The 16,577-nt window shown below is 62.4% G+C and carries 12 protein-coding genes; 4 read left to right on the forward strand and 8 right to left on the reverse strand.

Annotated features, from left to right (window positions below; genetic code table 11):
* Positions 1-10: 10 nt before the first annotated feature.
* From ACVOLZ_RS06880 to ACVOLZ_RS06890, 3 genes are all read right to left on the reverse strand, one after another.
* Positions 11-1,201, reverse strand: a complete 1,191-nt coding sequence (locus tag ACVOLZ_RS06880) for an argininosuccinate synthase (protein WP_481515528.1) — start codon at positions 1,199-1,201, stop codon at positions 11-13.
* Between the two features lie 145 nt (positions 1,202-1,346).
* On the reverse strand, positions 1,347-2,357 hold the full coding sequence (locus ACVOLZ_RS06885; RefSeq protein WP_481515529.1) for an N-acetylornithine carbamoyltransferase: 1,011 nt from the start codon (positions 2,355-2,357) through the stop codon (positions 1,347-1,349).
* Positions 2,358-2,659: 302 nt separating this feature from the next.
* Positions 2,660-3,217 (reverse strand): hypothetical protein, encoded by a 558-nt coding sequence (locus ACVOLZ_RS06890; RefSeq protein WP_481515530.1) that lies wholly within the window; start codon positions 3,215-3,217, stop codon positions 2,660-2,662.
* 164 nt (positions 3,218-3,381) lie between these two features.
* On the opposite strand from ACVOLZ_RS06890, the gene cysS reads away from it, so the two are divergent.
* The 3 genes from cysS (at position 3,382) to ACVOLZ_RS06905 (ending at position 6,619) form a co-directional block, all read left to right on the forward strand.
* A complete protein-coding gene (gene cysS, locus ACVOLZ_RS06895; RefSeq protein WP_481515531.1) occupies positions 3,382-4,749 on the forward strand; it encodes a cysteine--tRNA ligase in 1,368 nt (455 codons plus the stop codon).
* Positions 4,750-4,949: 200 nt separating this feature from the next.
* Positions 4,950-5,387, forward strand: coding sequence for a SufE family protein (locus ACVOLZ_RS06900; protein WP_296251620.1), 438 nt, complete (start codon positions 4,950-4,952; stop codon positions 5,385-5,387).
* A complete protein-coding gene (locus tag ACVOLZ_RS06905) occupies positions 5,384-6,619 on the forward strand; it encodes an MFS transporter (protein WP_481515532.1) in 1,236 nt (411 codons plus the stop codon). The genes ACVOLZ_RS06900 and ACVOLZ_RS06905 overlap by 4 nt, the downstream gene beginning before the upstream one ends.
* 62 nt (positions 6,620-6,681) lie before the next feature.
* Here the strand turns inward: ACVOLZ_RS06905 and ACVOLZ_RS06910 are convergent, their stop codons facing one another.
* From ACVOLZ_RS06910 to ACVOLZ_RS06920, 3 genes are all read right to left on the reverse strand, one after another.
* Positions 6,682-9,000, reverse strand: coding sequence for a beta-glucosidase (locus ACVOLZ_RS06910; protein WP_481515533.1), 2,319 nt, complete (start codon positions 8,998-9,000; stop codon positions 6,682-6,684).
* 745 nt (positions 9,001-9,745) lie between these two features.
* Positions 9,746-12,067 (reverse strand): beta-glucosidase, encoded by a 2,322-nt coding sequence (locus tag ACVOLZ_RS06915; RefSeq protein ID WP_481515534.1) that lies wholly within the window; start codon positions 12,065-12,067, stop codon positions 9,746-9,748.
* 197 nt (positions 12,068-12,264) lie between these two features.
* Entirely contained in the window at positions 12,265-13,392 is a 1,128-nt protein-coding gene (locus ACVOLZ_RS06920) for a carbohydrate porin (RefSeq protein ID WP_481515535.1), read from the reverse strand.
* 678 nt (positions 13,393-14,070) lie between these two features.
* On the opposite strand from ACVOLZ_RS06920, the gene ACVOLZ_RS06925 reads away from it, so the two are divergent.
* Complete coding sequence (locus ACVOLZ_RS06925) at positions 14,071-14,736, forward strand: TetR/AcrR family transcriptional regulator (RefSeq protein ID WP_481515536.1); 666 nt, start codon at positions 14,071-14,073, stop codon at positions 14,734-14,736.
* 24 nt (positions 14,737-14,760) lie between these two features.
* Here ACVOLZ_RS06925 and ACVOLZ_RS06930 read toward each other — a convergent pair whose 3' ends face one another.
* Together ACVOLZ_RS06930 and dksA are read right to left on the reverse strand one after the other, a co-directional pair.
* Positions 14,761-15,216, reverse strand: coding sequence for a nucleoside deaminase (locus ACVOLZ_RS06930; RefSeq protein ID WP_481515537.1), 456 nt, complete (start codon positions 15,214-15,216; stop codon positions 14,761-14,763).
* 66 nt (positions 15,217-15,282) lie between these two features.
* Positions 15,283-16,425: an RNA polymerase-binding protein DksA gene (dksA, locus tag ACVOLZ_RS06935; RefSeq protein ID WP_481515538.1), complete on the reverse strand. Its 1,143-nt coding sequence runs from the start codon at positions 16,423-16,425 to the stop codon at positions 15,283-15,285.
* Positions 16,426-16,577 lie beyond the last annotated feature (152 nt).

Genomic DNA, 16,577 nt, shown 5'->3' on the forward strand with positions numbered 1-16,577 from the left:
GCGTCAAGCGTCAGCGGTTTACCTGCGCATACAACGTCGAGCTCATGCCAAACAGCTTGATGAAACCTTCGGCCTCTTCCACGCCCCAGTCCGCCGACTGCGCGTAGGTCGCGCCCTTGGCGTTGAGGATGTGCTCCGAACGCACGGCTACTGCATCAACACGGCCACCGCGGGTTTCCAGCACAACTTCACCGGTCACCTTGGCCTGCGAGGCCTTCAGGAAGGCTTCGATGTCGGTCTTGAGCGGGTCGTGGTAGAAGCCTTCGTACACCAGCTCCACCCACTTGCGCGCGACTTCTGGCTTGAAGCGGTTCTGCTGCTTGGTCAGCACGGTGTCTTCCAGCGCGCGGTGCGCGGCCAGCAGCGAGACCAGGCCCGGTGCTTCGAACACGATGCGGCCCTTCAGGCCGATCACGGTGTCGCCGGTGTAGACGCCACGGCCCACGCCGTACTGGGCGAACAGCTTGTTGAGCTTGGCCAGGATCTGCTCACCCGGCAGTGCCTTGCCGTCCAGGGCGACAGCTTCGCCTTCGACGAACTTCAGGGTCACGGTCAGCGGCTCGATCGGCCAGGCGCTGCGCGGTGCGCACCAGCCGCGTGCGCCTTCGCCCGGGGCTTCCCACTTGTCGATCTCGCCGCCGGACATGGTCAGGCCCAGCAGGTTCTCGTTGATGGTGTAGGCCTGCTGCTTGGCGCGCACGCCGAAACCACGCGCTTCCAGGTACTTCTGCTCGTAGGCGCGGGTCTGGGTGTGTTCCTTCTGGATTTCACGGATCGGCGCGACGATCTGGTAGTCGCCCAGTGCCTTCACCGCCAGGTCGAAACGCACCTGGTCGTTGCCCATGCCGGTGCAGCCGTGGGCGATGATATTGGTGCCCAGCTCGGCGGCGCGCTTGAGCGCGGCATCGACGATCAGGTAACGATCGGAGACCAGCAGCGGGTACTGGCCCTGGTAGCCCTCGCCTGCCCACACGAAGGGCTTGACGAAGCCATTCCAGATGGCCGGGCCGCCATCGACGGTGACGTGGCTGGTAACGCCCAGCTCGGCCGCACGCTTTTCGATGAAGTCACGCTCATCGGCATCCACGCCGCCGGTATCGGCGAACACGGTGTGTACGTTGTAACCACGTTCCTGCAGGTAAGGCACGCAGAAACTGGTGTCGAGGCCGCCGGAGAAGGCGAGGACGATGTCTTTGTTCATGGGGAAGGAATCTCTGCTTTGGTTCTTGAGCCCCTCTCCCGCCGGGGGAGGGGTTGGGGAGGGGGTAATGAAGTTGAGGTGTTGCCTGGAGTGAAGAGCCTTACCCTCACCCCAACCCCTCTCCCGCAGGAGAGGGGCTAAAGCGTTACTTGCCGATCACTGCAGCCATGATCGCCTTCTGCACGTGCAGGCGATTCTCGGCTTCGTTGATTGCAATACATTGCGGCGAATCCATCACGCCGTCGGTGGCCTTGACGTTGCGGCGCAGCGGCAGGCAGTGGCTGAACACGCCATTGTTGGTCAGCGCCATCTTGGCTTCGTCAACGATGAAGTGCTGGTACTGGTCGCGGATCGGCTTTTCCGGCTCCCAGTTGCCGAAGAACGGCAGCGCGCCCCAGCTTTTGGCGTACACAACATCGGCGCCTGCGTAGGCGCTCTTAATGTCGTGGCTGACCTGCAGCGAACCACCGCTCTCGGCCACGTTCTGCTCGGCCCAGCCCATGTAACGCTCGTCCAGGATGTAATCCGGGGTCGGGCACAGCAGGGTCACGTCCATGCCCATGCGGGTAGCGATGGTCAGTGCCGAGTTGGCCACCGCGGTGTTCAGCGGCTTGGGGTGGTAGGTCCAGGTGAGGACGTACTTCTTGCCGCGCAGGTCACTGGTACCGAAGTGTTCCTGCAGCGCCAGGATGTGTGCCAGCTCCTGGCACGGATGGGTGATGGTCTCCATGTTGATGACCGGCACCGGCGAATACTTGGCGAAGCTCTTGAGCACCTGGTCCTCGCGGTCCTTGCTCCAGTCGACGAACTTCGGGAAGGCGCGCACGCCGATCAGGTCGACGTAACGGCCCAGCACCTTGGCTACTTCGGCAATGTGCTCTTCGGTGTCACCGTCCATCACCGTACCAAGGTTGAACTCGATCGGCCATGCGTCCTTGCCCGGCTGCAGCACTACTGCGTGGCCGCCCAATTGGAACGCACCCAGCTCGAAGCTGGTGCGGGTACGCATGGACGGGTTGAAGAACACCAGGGCGATCGACTTGCCCTTCAGGTCATCACCCAGCTTGTTCTGCTTGAACAAGGCTGCCTGGGTGAGCAGCGCATCCAACTCGGCGCGGCTCCAATCCTGGGTGTTCAAAAAGTGCTTCAGAGACATCGATCCATCCTTTATTGCGGAGATCCACCGTCGCCGGTGGGCGGATGCGCATGCGCGCGGCTCATTGCGTTTGAAACTTTTGCCGAACCAGAAACGAAAAAACCCAGCCTGGGCTGGGTTTTCAGAACGGACAGCACGAAGCCCCGGTCACCCAGCGAATATGTGGGATTCCGGTCGGCGGGCACGCGACGTCATGCCGGTGGCCATCCGGGCGGTGCTGGTTTCGTGCTGGAAGCTGGTGGCTTTCATCGTCGGGCATACTCGCACGCGGGTCAGGCCGACGCAAGTGGCGCGCTGCAACATTACGGGACGTTGTTCGCGGCCGGCGGTGCCTGGCCGATATCCGGGGTGATCGACACCCGCAGCTTGAGCCGGTTACCGGGGTCTTCCGGCAGCCGTGAGCGGAATTTGATGCCCTTGTAGACGTAATCCACGTCATAGGCGATGGGCCGGCGGAATTCACGCCCAACCTCGACGATCTTGCATTCCGGGGTCAGCAGCGCGGAAGAACCGCCAGCACCCTGCGGAGCAAGCGCCATCTCTTCTTCCTGTGCCTGCCCTTCGTGCTGGCTGAACATGCCCCGCACCGAGTCCCAGAAGCGGCGGAATCCGCCCTTGTCTTCCTCGCCCTTGACCTGCACCGGCGCCAGCGTGCGGGTCGACACCGGCTCGCAGTGCTCCTCGGTACGGCTTGCACGCAGGGTCTGGAAGACCGGTTCGACATTGAGCACCTGCGCATAGTCGTAGCGCACGTTTTCCATGATCACCACGCGATTGCGCTGCTCCGGTTCCTGCGCAAGCGCGGGCACGGCGGCACCAGCCAACAGGCAGATCGTCGACGCCAATGGAGCAGGTTTCATCAAGATATCGGCAGGAACAAGGCGCGGGTGACGGGTACTAGTGTAGGCAGCACAGCTGCCCCGGGCCTGAACATTACCCATCCGTACGCGTATTGCCCAGCCCGGGGATGCCCGACCCGGCCCGGACCGCTAGAATTGGCGGGTTCGTTTACCCCCGGATTGCCATGACCCTGCGCCTGCACAACAACCTGACGCGGCAGCTGGAGCCGTTTGCTCCGCTCGACCCCGCCGCCCCCACCATGTATGTGTGCGGCCCCACGGTCTATAACTATGTACATATCGGCAATGCGCGCGGCCCGGTGGTGTTCGGGGTGCTTGCCGACCTGCTGCGTCGCCGTTACGGAAAACTGCGCTACGCGCGCAACATCACCGACGTTGACGACAAGATCAACGCCGCGGCCAAGGACCAGGGTGTGCCGATCTCGGCCATCACCGACCGTTTTGCCGCCGCCTACCGCGAGGACATGGCCACGCTCGGCGTGGTGCCGCCGGAGATCGAGCCGGAAGCCACCGCGCATATGCCGCAGATCATCGCCATGATCGAGCAGCTGATCAGCACCGATCACGCCTACGCCGCCGAGGGCCATGTGCTGTTCTCGGTCAGCAGCTTCGCCGATTACGGCAAGCTCTCGCGCCGCGACCCGGACGAAATGCTGGCCGGTGCGCGCGTCGAAGTGGCCCCGTACAAGCGTGATGCCGGCGACTTCGTGCTGTGGAAGCCCTCCAGCGACGACCTGCCGGGCTGGGAATCGCCCTGGGGCCGCGGCCGGCCGGGCTGGCATATCGAGTGCTCGGCGATGGCTGCCGCGCATCTGGGCCCGACCATCGACATCCATGCCGGCGGCGTCGATCTGCAGTTCCCGCACCATGAGAACGAGATCGCGCAAAGCGTCTGCGCCCACGGCGGGCAGACCTTTGCGCGCTTCTGGCTGCACAACGGCATGCTCAATTTCGGCGGTACCAAGATGAGCAAGTCGATCGGCAATATCGAGCGCGTGCATGACCTGGTTCGCCAGCACCCGCCGGAAGCGCTGCGCTATGCGCTGCTGTCGGCGCACTACCGGCAGCCGCTGGAATGGTCCGATGCGCTGATCGAGCAGTCGGTGCGCACGCTGGATCGTTTGTACGGCACTTTGCGTGACCTGGTTGATGTCAGTGTTGAAGGCGAGATTCCGGCCGGCGTCGAGGCAGCGCTGGACGACGACCTCAACACGCCGCTGGCGCTGGCTGAAGTGGCCCGTATCGCCAGTGAAGCACGCAAGGCCGAGTCCAGCGAAGACAAGACGCGCCTGAAGCGCGAGCTGCTCGGCGCAGGCCTCGCTCTTGGCCTGCTGCAGCAGGCACCGTCCGAGTGGTTCGGGCGTGGCGCTGAAGCCGGTGACGATGCACGTATCCAAGCGCTGATCGATGAACGCATCGCCGCCAAGCAGGCGCGCGACTTCGGCCGTGCTGATGCCATCCGCGACCAGCTGGCTGCTGAGAACATCGTGCTGGAAGACACGCCGCAAGGCGTGCGCTGGAAGCGCGGGTAAAGCTTCCCCTCACCCCAACCCCTCCCCCGTGAACGGGAGAGGGGCTTAAGCGGAAGCTGCAATTCCACACATAGCGTCGGCTAGCGGCGCACTGAGCCCCTCTCCCGCGTGCGGGAGAGGGGTTGGGGTGAGGGCAGCAACGCCCCGACCCAAACAAAAGCCATCGCTCCTTGGGCGACCGGCCAAGCACAGGACAAACAATGATCAACTCCCCCTTCCCGCTCGAACCCACTCCCGCCGAAGCCCAGGCCGCCATTGCCGAGGAGTTTTCCTTCTTCGGTGACTGGTCCGAGCGTTACCAGTACCTGATCGACCTCGGTCGCAAGCTGCCCGCCTTCCCGGAGGAATGGAAGACCGAAGAACACCGCCTGCTCGGCTGCCAGTCCATGGTCTGGATCGTGCCTGAAGGCGACGCCGACAAACTGGTGTTCCATGCGATCAGCGACTCGGCGATTGTCTCGGGCCTGATCTATCTGGCGCTGCGCGTGTACTCCGGCCGCTCGGCGACTGAGATCCTCGCCACCGATCCGGACTACGTGTCCGCCATTGGCCTGGCCAAGCACCTGTCACCGACCCGCAGCAATGGCCTGGCCGCGATGCTGGCCTTCATCCGCGACACCGCCCAAGCAAAACAGTGAGCAACAACGGTTCCATCTCCGAGTTGTTGCGCCAGCCCGGCTACGTCCAACTGCTGCTCTACCGCATCGCCGGCATGCTGTCCTACCAGATCGTCGCGGTCACGGTCGGCTGGCATATCTATGAAGTCACCCGCAATCCATTCTCGCTGGGCCTGATCGGCCTGGCCGAGGTGCTGCCCTATTTCTGTGTGGCACCGTTTGCCGGCTATCTGGTCGATCACCTGCCGCGCCGCAAGCTCGGCATGACCGCCTGCCTGGGGCTGATCGCCACCGCCATGATGCTGGTAGCCGTGGCCACCGGCTGGCTGCCAGTCAAAGGCGTGTGGCCGATCTATCTGGCGGTGGCACTGACCGGCATGGTCCGCGCCTTCCTGTCGCCGGTCTACAACGCCTTGTTCGCGCGCGTGCTCAAGCGCGAGCAGTTCGCGCGCGGCGCAGGCTTCGGCACGGTGGTGTTCCAGATGGGCATGGTGATTGGTCCTGCGCTGGGCGGCGTATTGGTCGCCGTTAGCGGCAAGGGCCTGTCCTATGGCGTGGCGGCGACGATGGCGGTACTGGCGCTGATCGCGCTGGCCTCGCTCAAAGTCAGCGAACCCGCCCCGCCGCAGACCCGCGCACCAATCTTCGCCAGCATCGCCGAAGGCGCGCGCTTCGTGCTGTCCAACCAGATCATGCTTGGCGCGATGGCGCTGGATATGTTCTCGGTGCTGCTGGGCGGCGTGGTGGCGATGCTGCCGGCCTTCATCCAGGACATCCTGCACTACGGCCCGGAAGGTCTGGGCATCCTGCGCGCGGCACCGGCACTGGGCTCAATCGCAGTCGGCCTGTGGCTGGCCAGGCATCCACTGCGGCGCAATGCCGGGCGCGTGCTGCTGTTCGCGGTGGCCGGTTTCGGCCTGTGCGTGATCGCCTTTGGCCTGTCCAGGAGCTTCTGGCTGTCTGCCGCCATCCTGGTGCTCTACGGCGCCTGCGATGGCGTCTCGGTGGTGGTGCGCTCGACCATCATGCAGCTGGTGACCCCCGATGAAATGCGCGGCCGAGTGTCGTCGATCAACGGCATCTTCATCAGTTCGTCGAATGAACTGGGTGCGTTCTACGGCGGCAGCATGGCGCGTCTGCTGGGCTTGGTAACCGCGGTGGTTATTGGCGGTTGTGCGGTACTCGGCGTGGCAGGCATTACCGCATGGAAGGCACCCAAGCTGCGCAAGCTGGACAACCTGCAGGACTTGTAAGCAGATGCGAGACCGGGGCAAGCGGCGCGCCTGCCCCGGATCTTCCATGTCTGACGATCACATCAAGGTGCGTAGTCGCTGGCTTGCGGCTTCTCGAAGGCTTGTTGCGCACGGATATCGCGCGATGAAGCGCCTACACGCAAGCTGTAAGTGCCCGCATCGGCGACCCAACGGCCGCGGCTGGTATCGAACGAGGCCAGATCCTTTCCTGCGATCTCGAACTGCAACACCTGCGATTGCCCGGGCCGCAACTCGCCGGTCTTACCGAATGCACGCAGCTCATGCGCAGGCTTTTCCAACGCACCTTGCGGTGCACTTACGTAGACCTGTGCCACCTCGCGCCCGGCAACCTTGCCGGTATTGGTGACTCTGACGCTGGCGCGCAGCCGACCATCGTCGCCTAGATTCACCCTCAGTTCGCTATAGCCGAACGTCGTGTACGAAAGACCAAAACCGAACGGATATGCCACTGCAGCCTTGCGCGTGTCGAAGTGGCGATACCCGACCCAGATGCTGTCGCCATATTCCACCTCGGCTTCACGCGCCAAAGCGTCGAACATCTCAATACCCGTTTTGACGTTCGGGTCCGGCCCCAACAGAACCTTGCCGGGGAAGCTCGCAGCCGCTGGATAATCAGCCAAACCGAGGGCGAATGTATCGGTGAGCTTGCCTGAAGGATTGACCTTGCCAGACAGGAGCTCGGCGACGGCGGTACCACCCTCCTGGCCCGGCTGCCAGGCCAGCAGAATCGCATCGGCCAAACCACTCCAACTAGCCGTCTCGATCACACCACCGATGTTCAGTACCACAACCACCTTCTTGCCCTTGGCACGGAAGGCACGGGAGGTATTTTCCAACAAGCTGCGTTCATCGGCTGCAAGCAGGAAATCCTCTTCCAGCTTGCGATCAGCGGACTCCCCGGAGTTGCGGCCGATCGTAATCACCGCGACGTCACGCTGCTGTGCCAAGCGCTCCAGCCAGCCAACGTCCATCGCAAGCTCCGGAATTGACTCCGGCGTCATGAACCCCCCGGTCGGTGGCAACTTGGCCAATTCCCGCACCACATGCTGGTCGTAGCGCTCAGCAAGCACGCCATCATTGCTGAATCCCGCGCTCTGCAGCCCCTTGTTGAAACTGACCGAGTACGCTTTGTTTACATCACCGCTACCGGTACCACCGGCAACAATCTGGTAGCTGGCGGCGCCGAGCAGGGCAAGCCGCGTCGATGTGGCAAGCGGCAACGCAGCCCCCTCGTTCTTGAGCAGCACCATGCCTTGGGTCGCCGCACGCCGCGCGATCACTGCGCTGGCCCGCAGGTCGGGCGCATCGGAATGCGGCTCCTGCTTGAACGCACGGCTACGCAGTACCAGCTCCAGCACCCTGGTTACATTGCGATCAAGCACACCTGTATCCAACGTTCCGTCGGTGGCTGCCTTCATCAACGACTTCCGCTGTTGCTTCGTGCCCGGCATCAGCAACTCGTTGCCCGCACGCATCTGGCCAACGGCATCGCGCCCACCGAACCAATCAGTGATGACAAGGCCCTGGTAACCCCATTGGTCGCGCAGCACGTTGGACAACAACCAGCTGCTCTCCGAAGTGAAACTTCCGTTGATCTTGTTATAGCTGGACATCACCGTCCAAGGCTGCGCCTTGCGCATGGATATCTCGAAGCCTTTGAGGTAGATCTCGCGCAACGCACGCTCGTCCACCCTCACATTCAAGGCATTGCGATTCCACTCATGGTTGTTGGCGGCAAAGTGCTTGACCGACGCTCCAACACCACGGTCCTGCAGGCCCTGCACCAGCGCCGCCGCAGCTTCACCAGAGAGCAAGGGATCTTCCGAGTAGTACTCGAAATTGCGACCACCCAGCGGATAGCGATGGATATTCAGTGCTGGAGTAAGCATTACGTCGATATCGTACGCTGCCGCTTCATTGGCAATGGCCGAGCCCACTTCACGCACCAGCGGCATATCCCAGCTACTGGCCAACGCAGTACCAACCGGAAATGCGGTGGCATGGAAGGTTTTGCCTGGCGCGTCCTTGCGCGTAGCAGAGATGCGCACACCGGCCGGTCCATCCGCCATCACCACCGAGGGAATACCCAAGCGCGGCACCGCTACCGTAGCACCTGCCGCGCCGGGCACCTTGTCTTCAATAGCACCGATGGCCGGCGGTTGAAAATTCTCGGGCAACCCAGGTATGTCTATTACCATGCCCTGACCGGTCACCAGTCCAACCTTCTCCTCAAGCGTCAGTGCAGCGACCACCTGCTCCAAGGGAGCGTGCCCAAGTTGTGGCAACGTGTTGGCCTGCAGCTGCCCAGCCACGGAAAGACTGACCGCCAATCCTATCAAGGTCGGCAGCGGACACTTCATTTCTTTTTTTGTTACTAGCATTCTGGAGACTCCATGTTGCTGCCCTGCTGCAATGCAGGGCGATATGCGCTTGAAAGTGACGCGTTCCCTCCCGGCAACGCGCTATTGCCACCACGGTGAAGCTGCAGACACCTGCCGTTGGAATCACCAACGAGTGCCTACGTTGCAGCAACAACAATCGCGGACATCTCGACGGAGGCTCGGGTTTCCTCGCAGACTGCGAACGTCAACCGACCTTGTCGATTCTTTGCATCGGTGCACGCAACGGCGGGCACTGGGTCGCACGCCTGACCCAAGGCAATTAGCCGGTAGATGGCACGCTTGGCGCACCTATCGCTTTCAAGGCCGTCTTCCATTCCTGGTACCCCTGAGTTGAGAACCATGCCAACCAGCACAAACCTGCCCGCCGCCCCACACACCTGTAACTTCAGACGCAGGCGCAGGCCCTTACCTCATGCTCACCGGCGCTGACTGCTCCCGTGCTTTGCGCGCCGCCTGCAACCAGCCACGCACAATGAAGCCCGCACTGTGCGGCTCGTATCCCGCGGGAGCACCAGACCGGTGCGGAGCCAGGCGCGCCCACCGGGCCTTTCGACTGCTGGAGTAGTCGGTCCCGCTCAAGGCGAGACAACCGCATGAAAGGCCAGCAGCTGCGCAACCAGAACCATCTGCGCAAGCTTCACGCGGATCAAAACCGGGGCAGGCATTGCACCAACCCCGGCTGCACCTCAAACAGCGGACAGCATCAAGGCGCGTACTCGCTTGCTTGCTGCTTCTCGAACACCTGCTGCGCACGTATGTCGCGCGATGACGCACCTACACGCAGGCTATAGGTACCCGCATCGGCCACCCAACGGCCCAGGCGCGCATCGAACGAAGCCAGGTCCTTGCCATCGATCTCGAACTGCAGCACCTGCGATTGCCCGGGTTGCAGCTCCCCGGTCTTGGCGAACGCACGCAGCTCCTGCGCAGGTTTTTCCAATGCGCCCTGCGGTGCACTCACGTAGACCTGTGCTGCTTCGCGCCCGGCGGCCTTGCCGGTATTGGTGACCTTGACGCTGGCACGCACCAAACCCGGCTGACTGGCATCAACCTGCAGGTCGCTGTAACCGAACGTGGTGTAAGACAGCCCGAAGCCAAACGGATAGGCCACCTCTACCCTGCGCGTATCGAAGTGGCGATAGCCCACCCAGATGCCGTCGCCATATTCGACCTCGGCAGCACGGGCAACCTGGCCAAAAAACGACTTCGCGTTCGGATCCGGGCCCAGCAGTTCCTTGCCGGGAAAGCCCCTGCCTGCGGGGTAGTCGCTCAACTGCACGGCAAACGTGTCAACCAGCTTGCCGGAGGGATTCACCGCGCCGGACAGTACATCAGCCACCGCATTGCCCGCCTCCTGGCCCGGCTGCCACGCCAGCAGGATGGCATCGGCAAACCGGCTCCAACTGGCGGTCTCGATCACGCCACCGATGTTGAGCACTACCACCAGCTTCTTGCCCTGGGCATGGAAAGCATTGGCGGTACGTTCAAGCAAAGCGTGCTCGGCTTCGGTCAGGGTGAAATCGCCATCGACCTTGCGATCGACGAACTCACCCGAACCGCGACCAATGGTCACCACCGCCACGTCCTGCTGCAACGCCAGCTGCTGCAGTTCCGCCTCGCTCACCACACGCTCGGCAATGCGCGGCTTGCTCAGGTACCACTCGGTCTTGGGCAGCTTGGCCACCTCATCGCTGATGTAGCGCGTATACGCCTGCTCCAATCCGCCAGCGTTGCTGAAACCGGCATTTTCCAAGCCGCGCGGCAAACTGATCACATACGCTTTGTTGACGTCGCCGCTGCCGGTGCCGCCGGCAATAACCTCATAGCTGCCATGGCCCAGCAAGGCCAGCCGCGCCGCGGCAGGTAGTGGCAAGGTCGCAGCTTCATTCTTCAACAGCACCATGCCCTGGGTAGCGGCACTGCGCGAGACCTCCGCGTTCGCCCGCAGATCAGGTTGATCCGAATGCGGGAGCTGCCTGTATGCACGGCTGTGCAACACCAACTCCAGCACTTTGATGACGTTACGATCCAGCACCTCCTCGTCCAGCGTGCCATCACCCACCGCCGCCAGAATCGCCTTGCGCTGCTTGCCGGTGCCAGGCATCAACAGTTCGTTGCCGGCCCGCATCTGTGCAACCGCATCCTGCCCACCGAACCAATCCGTCATCACCACGCCCTGGTAACCCCATTGCGCGCGCAGCACATCGGTCAGCAGCCAGGGGCTCTCCGAGGTGTAGCTGCCGTTGAGCTTGTTATAGCTGGACATCACCGTCCATGGCTGGCCCTTGCGCATGGAAATCTCAAAGCCCTTCAGGTAAATCTCGCGCAACGTCCGCTCGTCTACCTTTGCATTGATGGTGTTGCGATTCCACTCATGGTTGTTGACCGCGAAGTGCTTCACCGACGCACCCACACCGCGCTGCTGCAAGCCTTGCACCAACGCCGCTGCGGTCTCACCGCTGACTACCGGGTCTTCGGAGTAATACTCGAAGTTGCGCCCACCCAATGGATAGCGATGGATGTTCTGCGCCGGCGTCAGCATCACATCAATACCGTAGGCCGCTGCCTCGTCGGCAATCGCTGCGCCCACCTTGCGCACCAAGGCAGTGTCCCAGGAACTGGCCAGGGCACTACCAATCGGAAATGCCGTGGCATGGAAGCTTTTGCCCGGCGCGTCCTTGCGGGTTGGCGCGATACGCACGCCAGCCGGACCATCGGCCAGTACCAATGACGGAATGCCCAGCCGTGGCACGGCCACGGTTGCACCCGCCGCACCTGCGACCTTGTCTTCAATGGCGCCCACTACAGGCGCCTGCATGTCATCCGGCAGACCAGGGAAATTCATGCCCTGGCCGGTAACCAGTTCAACCTTCTCCTGCAAGGTCATCGCTGCCACCACCTGTGCAAGCGGCTCCTTGCCCAACTGAGGAAGTTCCTTGGCCTGGGCCGGACTCATCACCAACACGGTCGCCGCCATGCTGATCAACAGGGGCGCTGGAGCCAACGTGTTCTGCATCTTTGCCATATCGCATACTCCGGTTTACGCCAGTGCAACAGCACTGGGCACTGCATCTATGGAAGTGACGCGCCCGCATCCACGCGGCGCGTGATAGTCATCTCGGTGAACCTGCAGGCAACACCTCAGCGTCGCTGCATTCGCCTCCTTCGCAGCGGGCTTGCTGCATTGCGAACACCCAGCCAGCATGTGTGGCCAGACAGGACTCAGAACGAGAAAGTCAGCTGGCTCTGCAGATTCGCTGCATCCGGGTGCCGCGTAGCCACTACCGGATTGCGCGTATAGCTCAAGGTGTTGACCCAGTAGATGCCACGGAATGCGCGCAAGGCGTATGACGCCGAAGCGGTTGAGCTGAAGTGCACCGGGTCCATGCCCTGGGCACCAAGGTAGCGGCGTGCGTCGTCGCTTACCTCGGTCCGGGTATAGCCCAGCGACACCATGTCACCCGGTCGCTTGGCGAACGGTGCCAGGCTGTATAAGGTCAGCGCGTAGTCGGAGCTGAAAATGTTGTGCTCGGCCGGGGCGTAGTTGGCTTTCAGGTTGAAATACCAACCGCGGTAGGGAGCCGATGTATCGGGTTGGGTGAACTGATGGTCGGCCACCAGATAGAAGGCGCGGTTGCTGCCCTTGCTGTCTGGATTGCGGAAGTCGCTGTAGAGCGTACGGTTGTAAACCGTGCCTTGGCGTATCCAGGTCATGCGGGTATCCGCGCTGGAGGCAATTCGATAGCCGAGCTCGTTGACGTAGATCGGTTTGGTATCCGCAACGCTCCACTTCAACCCAGTGGGGTTTGCTTCGCTGTCAGCCAGATAACCCTCGGGGCTTTGCGAGCGCGCCACACCAAAGTGGTCGTAGAAGCGGCCACTCTTCGAGTACAGCCGGATGTCCATGCCAGGCACGGGCTTGAAGGCTGCCATACCAGCAAGATTGGGAATGATACTGGTGGGGCCAAGCGCGGAAGATGCCGTACTTGCACCTAGGAACAAGCCGACAAACTGGCCCAGCATTCCGTAGTAGCCGTACTGGATGCGCACGCGGCCGTCGGCAAACTCCTGTTCAACCGACAACTGGCTGACTGCAGCGTCGTCATTGAGACCAGCGTCGCGATACACGGTGCGCCAACTATTGACTTCAAAGGTGAGCTGCGACCTCTTGCCCCACCAACCCAGTCGCGACAAGTCATAGGTTGTGATGGTCGCCAGGGTGCCACTGAAGCTGGGCCGCTGGCCGTTGTAGGTCTGCGGCCGGGCTTCCTGGCCACGCAGATCATAGGTCTCGCTGGCACTGTAGTAACCCATGAACATCCAGCCGTTGTCGTACAGCTTTGGGCGCAAACCAAACAGTTCCGGAGACAACGTTTCGCAGGTGGTGATGATCGGCGCTTCCGACCCGCGACTGACGAAAGCATCGTAGTCCTGGCAGTGCGGACGCGCGGATGTTAGTGACGCCGGCGCCGTTGGCGAGCCACTTTGCGACTCGCTTGCGGACGACTCATCCGGCAGCTGAGCGGCAACATACTCGGCACCAGGCAGTGCCTGAGCCGTCGACGCGGCGAGTGCAAGACACGCGGGCAATACCACCCTGCTGAAGATGATGGCCCTCCCGTTACAGCAATACGTGTTCATTTCCAACTTCTCCCAGATTGATGAAGAGCAGCCGGCGCGATACCCGTGGCCGCCCGCGCAAACACAGCAGTTCGGCATGCACCGGGGGGACGCCTTGGTCCAACCCAGGTGTTCCGACGTCGGCCTTTCCGGCACGTTCTTCATCAGGCGGGGTTGGCCGTTGCGCGGCCACCGCAATCACTGCGACAGTGCGGTCGAGCGGATTGCGATCCCCCTCCGGGATGTTGTTACAGCGATACGACTCTTGGCCGTTGCGCCGACGCCGCGGCAGTAAACCTATCGCTCCGTAGGTTTGTCAAAAACTGTGACGCGGGTACAGTTTCAAACCAGATGGCGCGCGCGAACGGCAGGCATACACTGCGCACTCACCCGACGCGGGACTGCACGTTGCCCACCTCACCCCAGACCTCGCCTGCCAGCCGCACCCGCCGACGCTCCCCCAAAGGCGACAAGCGACGTCAACAGATCCTGGATGCGGCGATGCGCGTATTCGCGCGTGATGGCTACAGCAATGCCTCCATCGCCGAGGTCGCAGCCGATGTAGGCCTCACCCTGCCCGGCCTGCTGCATTACTTTCCGAGCAAGACCGACATGCTGCTGGCGGTGTTGGAAGTACGCGACCAGCGCAGCCCGCGCCTGCCGGGCTACCCGCAGGACTACACGCTTGAAGATGCCGCAGCGGGACCGCCGCCTCCCTGGCCGCAGGTGCTGGATCAATTGCGCCTGGTCAATCGTGCCAATGCCGACATCCCGGGCGTGATCAAGGCTTTCTCGCTACTCAACGCCGAGAGCCTCAGTGAGGATCACCCTGCACAGGACTGGTTTCGCCAGCGTTCGCAATGGATGCTGCAATACATTGCGCGCAGCCTGCGCCATGGGCAGGCAAGTGGCGAAATAAGTGGCTCCATCAACCCCGATCAGATCGCCGCCGAGCTCATCGCGATGATGGATGGCCTGCAGCTGCTATGGCTTCGCCATCCCAACAAGATCGCACTGGGCAGCTATTTCGAGGACTACCTACGGCGCCTGCAACAGGCCGTACAGATCAGCTGAGTTGCAATACTGCGTGTAGTGACTTCAGCGCGCCGCTACCCACTCGGCATACAAGCCCTGCTCGCCATCCGGTCGCAATGGCTGGAGACCGGAAGCTGGCGCCTGCGGTCCGATTGCCATGCGCGCATAGATCGCCGCCGTGGACAACCCAGCCGGCTCGCCCTCGTCATTGGAGTACGCGAACCACGCCTGCTCGATGCCACACAGATACATCGCGGCCAGGCACATCGGGCACGGATGGCCACTGGCATAGACCACACAACCCTGCAGCCGCGGCGTGGCGAGCAATGCACTGGCTTGGCGGATGGCGCGCATTTCCGCATGATCGGTAGGGTCGTGGCTTGCGTGGATGCTGTTGGCCGCCTCCGCCAGCACCTGGCCATCTTTGACCAACACAGCGCCGAATGGGCGTCCACCATCGGCAATATTTGCCCGCGCCAGCGCAACAGCACGGCGCATGAATTCTTCTTGTGTGGACATGCAGCCCTCCAGAAAAGGAAAACCCCGCCGTGGCGGGGTCTTCGTGCAGCAATGATTACGCCAGGATCAGTCGCCCTGCTGCTTCTGCAGGTGCTCCCAACGCTCTTGCGCATCAATCGTGCGCTCGGCGGTGAGACGGGCTTCCAGGCGATCCAGACCGATGTCTTCGCCGGTATCGACGCAGAAACCATAGTCGCCGGCTTCCAGACGCTTCAGCGTGCTGTCGATCTTGCCGATCAGCTTGCGGTAGCGGTCGCGGGTACGCAGTTCCAGCGAATTTTCCGTTTCGCGGGTAGCACGCTCGGCTTCATCGCCGATGTCACGCACTTCCTCGCGCAGGTTCTCGATGGTCTGCTTCGATTCCTCGACCAGGTCCGCACGCCAGTTCAACAGGCGCTGGCGGAAGTACTCCTGCTGCAGCGTGCTCATGTACTCCTCATCTGCAGACGGCTTATAGCCAGCCGGCAGGATCGGACGGCCAGTGGTCTCGTCGATGTTGTATTCGACAACCTTGTACTTGCTGCGCGGTGCCGGAGCGGTCGAACGCGCGGTGACAGCGACTGCAACCTTGCCGACCGGACGGACAGCAACAGGAGCGGTGGATTTGACGGGAGTTTTGACGTTGGATTTCGAAACAGGCACGGGATTCTTGGATTGCGGGGTCTTGGCCGCTGGAGTCGGCTTGGCAGCGACCGGCGCAGGTGCCGGAGCTGGGGCCGTCTTGACGACTTCGACCGGGACAGACTTGGCCGCCGCCGGCTTTGCAGCTGGCTTCGGTACGGACTTGACCACGGGTTTGACAGGAGTCTTGAGCGTTTTGGCGGCCACTGGTTCGGCCACTTTTTTAACTACGGGTTTGGCAACGGGCTTGGTGGCCTTGGCAACCGGCGCAGCTGCTTTTTTGGCAACTGGCGCGGCAACCGGTTTGGTCACCTTTTTTACCGCCGCCTTCTTGGCAGGGGCCGCCTTTTTAGCGACTACCGTCTTAACCGCAGCCTTCTTGGCTACGGGCTTGCTGGCAGGAGCTGCTGGCTTGACCGGCGTTTTCTTTGCAACCGCCTTTGTGGCGGGCGCTTTCTTCGCGGCCGGCTTGGCGGCCTTGGCCACCGACTTGCTTGCAACCGGCTTGGACGCCGCCTTCTTGACTACAGGTTTGGCGGTTTTCTTGGCGACCTTGACGGCCTTTTTTGCAGGTTTTTTAGCAGCCACGAAACGCTCTTCCTTGTTTCCCCCGGGGCCCGGGAAAGCGGGCCTTTATAGCCTACCCGACCAGCAGCAGCAACCGCGCCGGGCACCGTATGTGAACGGATGCCCGACCCGTGCAGCACAGGTCCGGTGGCGTCACCGGACCGTTTCGCGCA

It is taken from the genome of Stenotrophomonas sp. STEN020 (assembly GCF_056760195.1).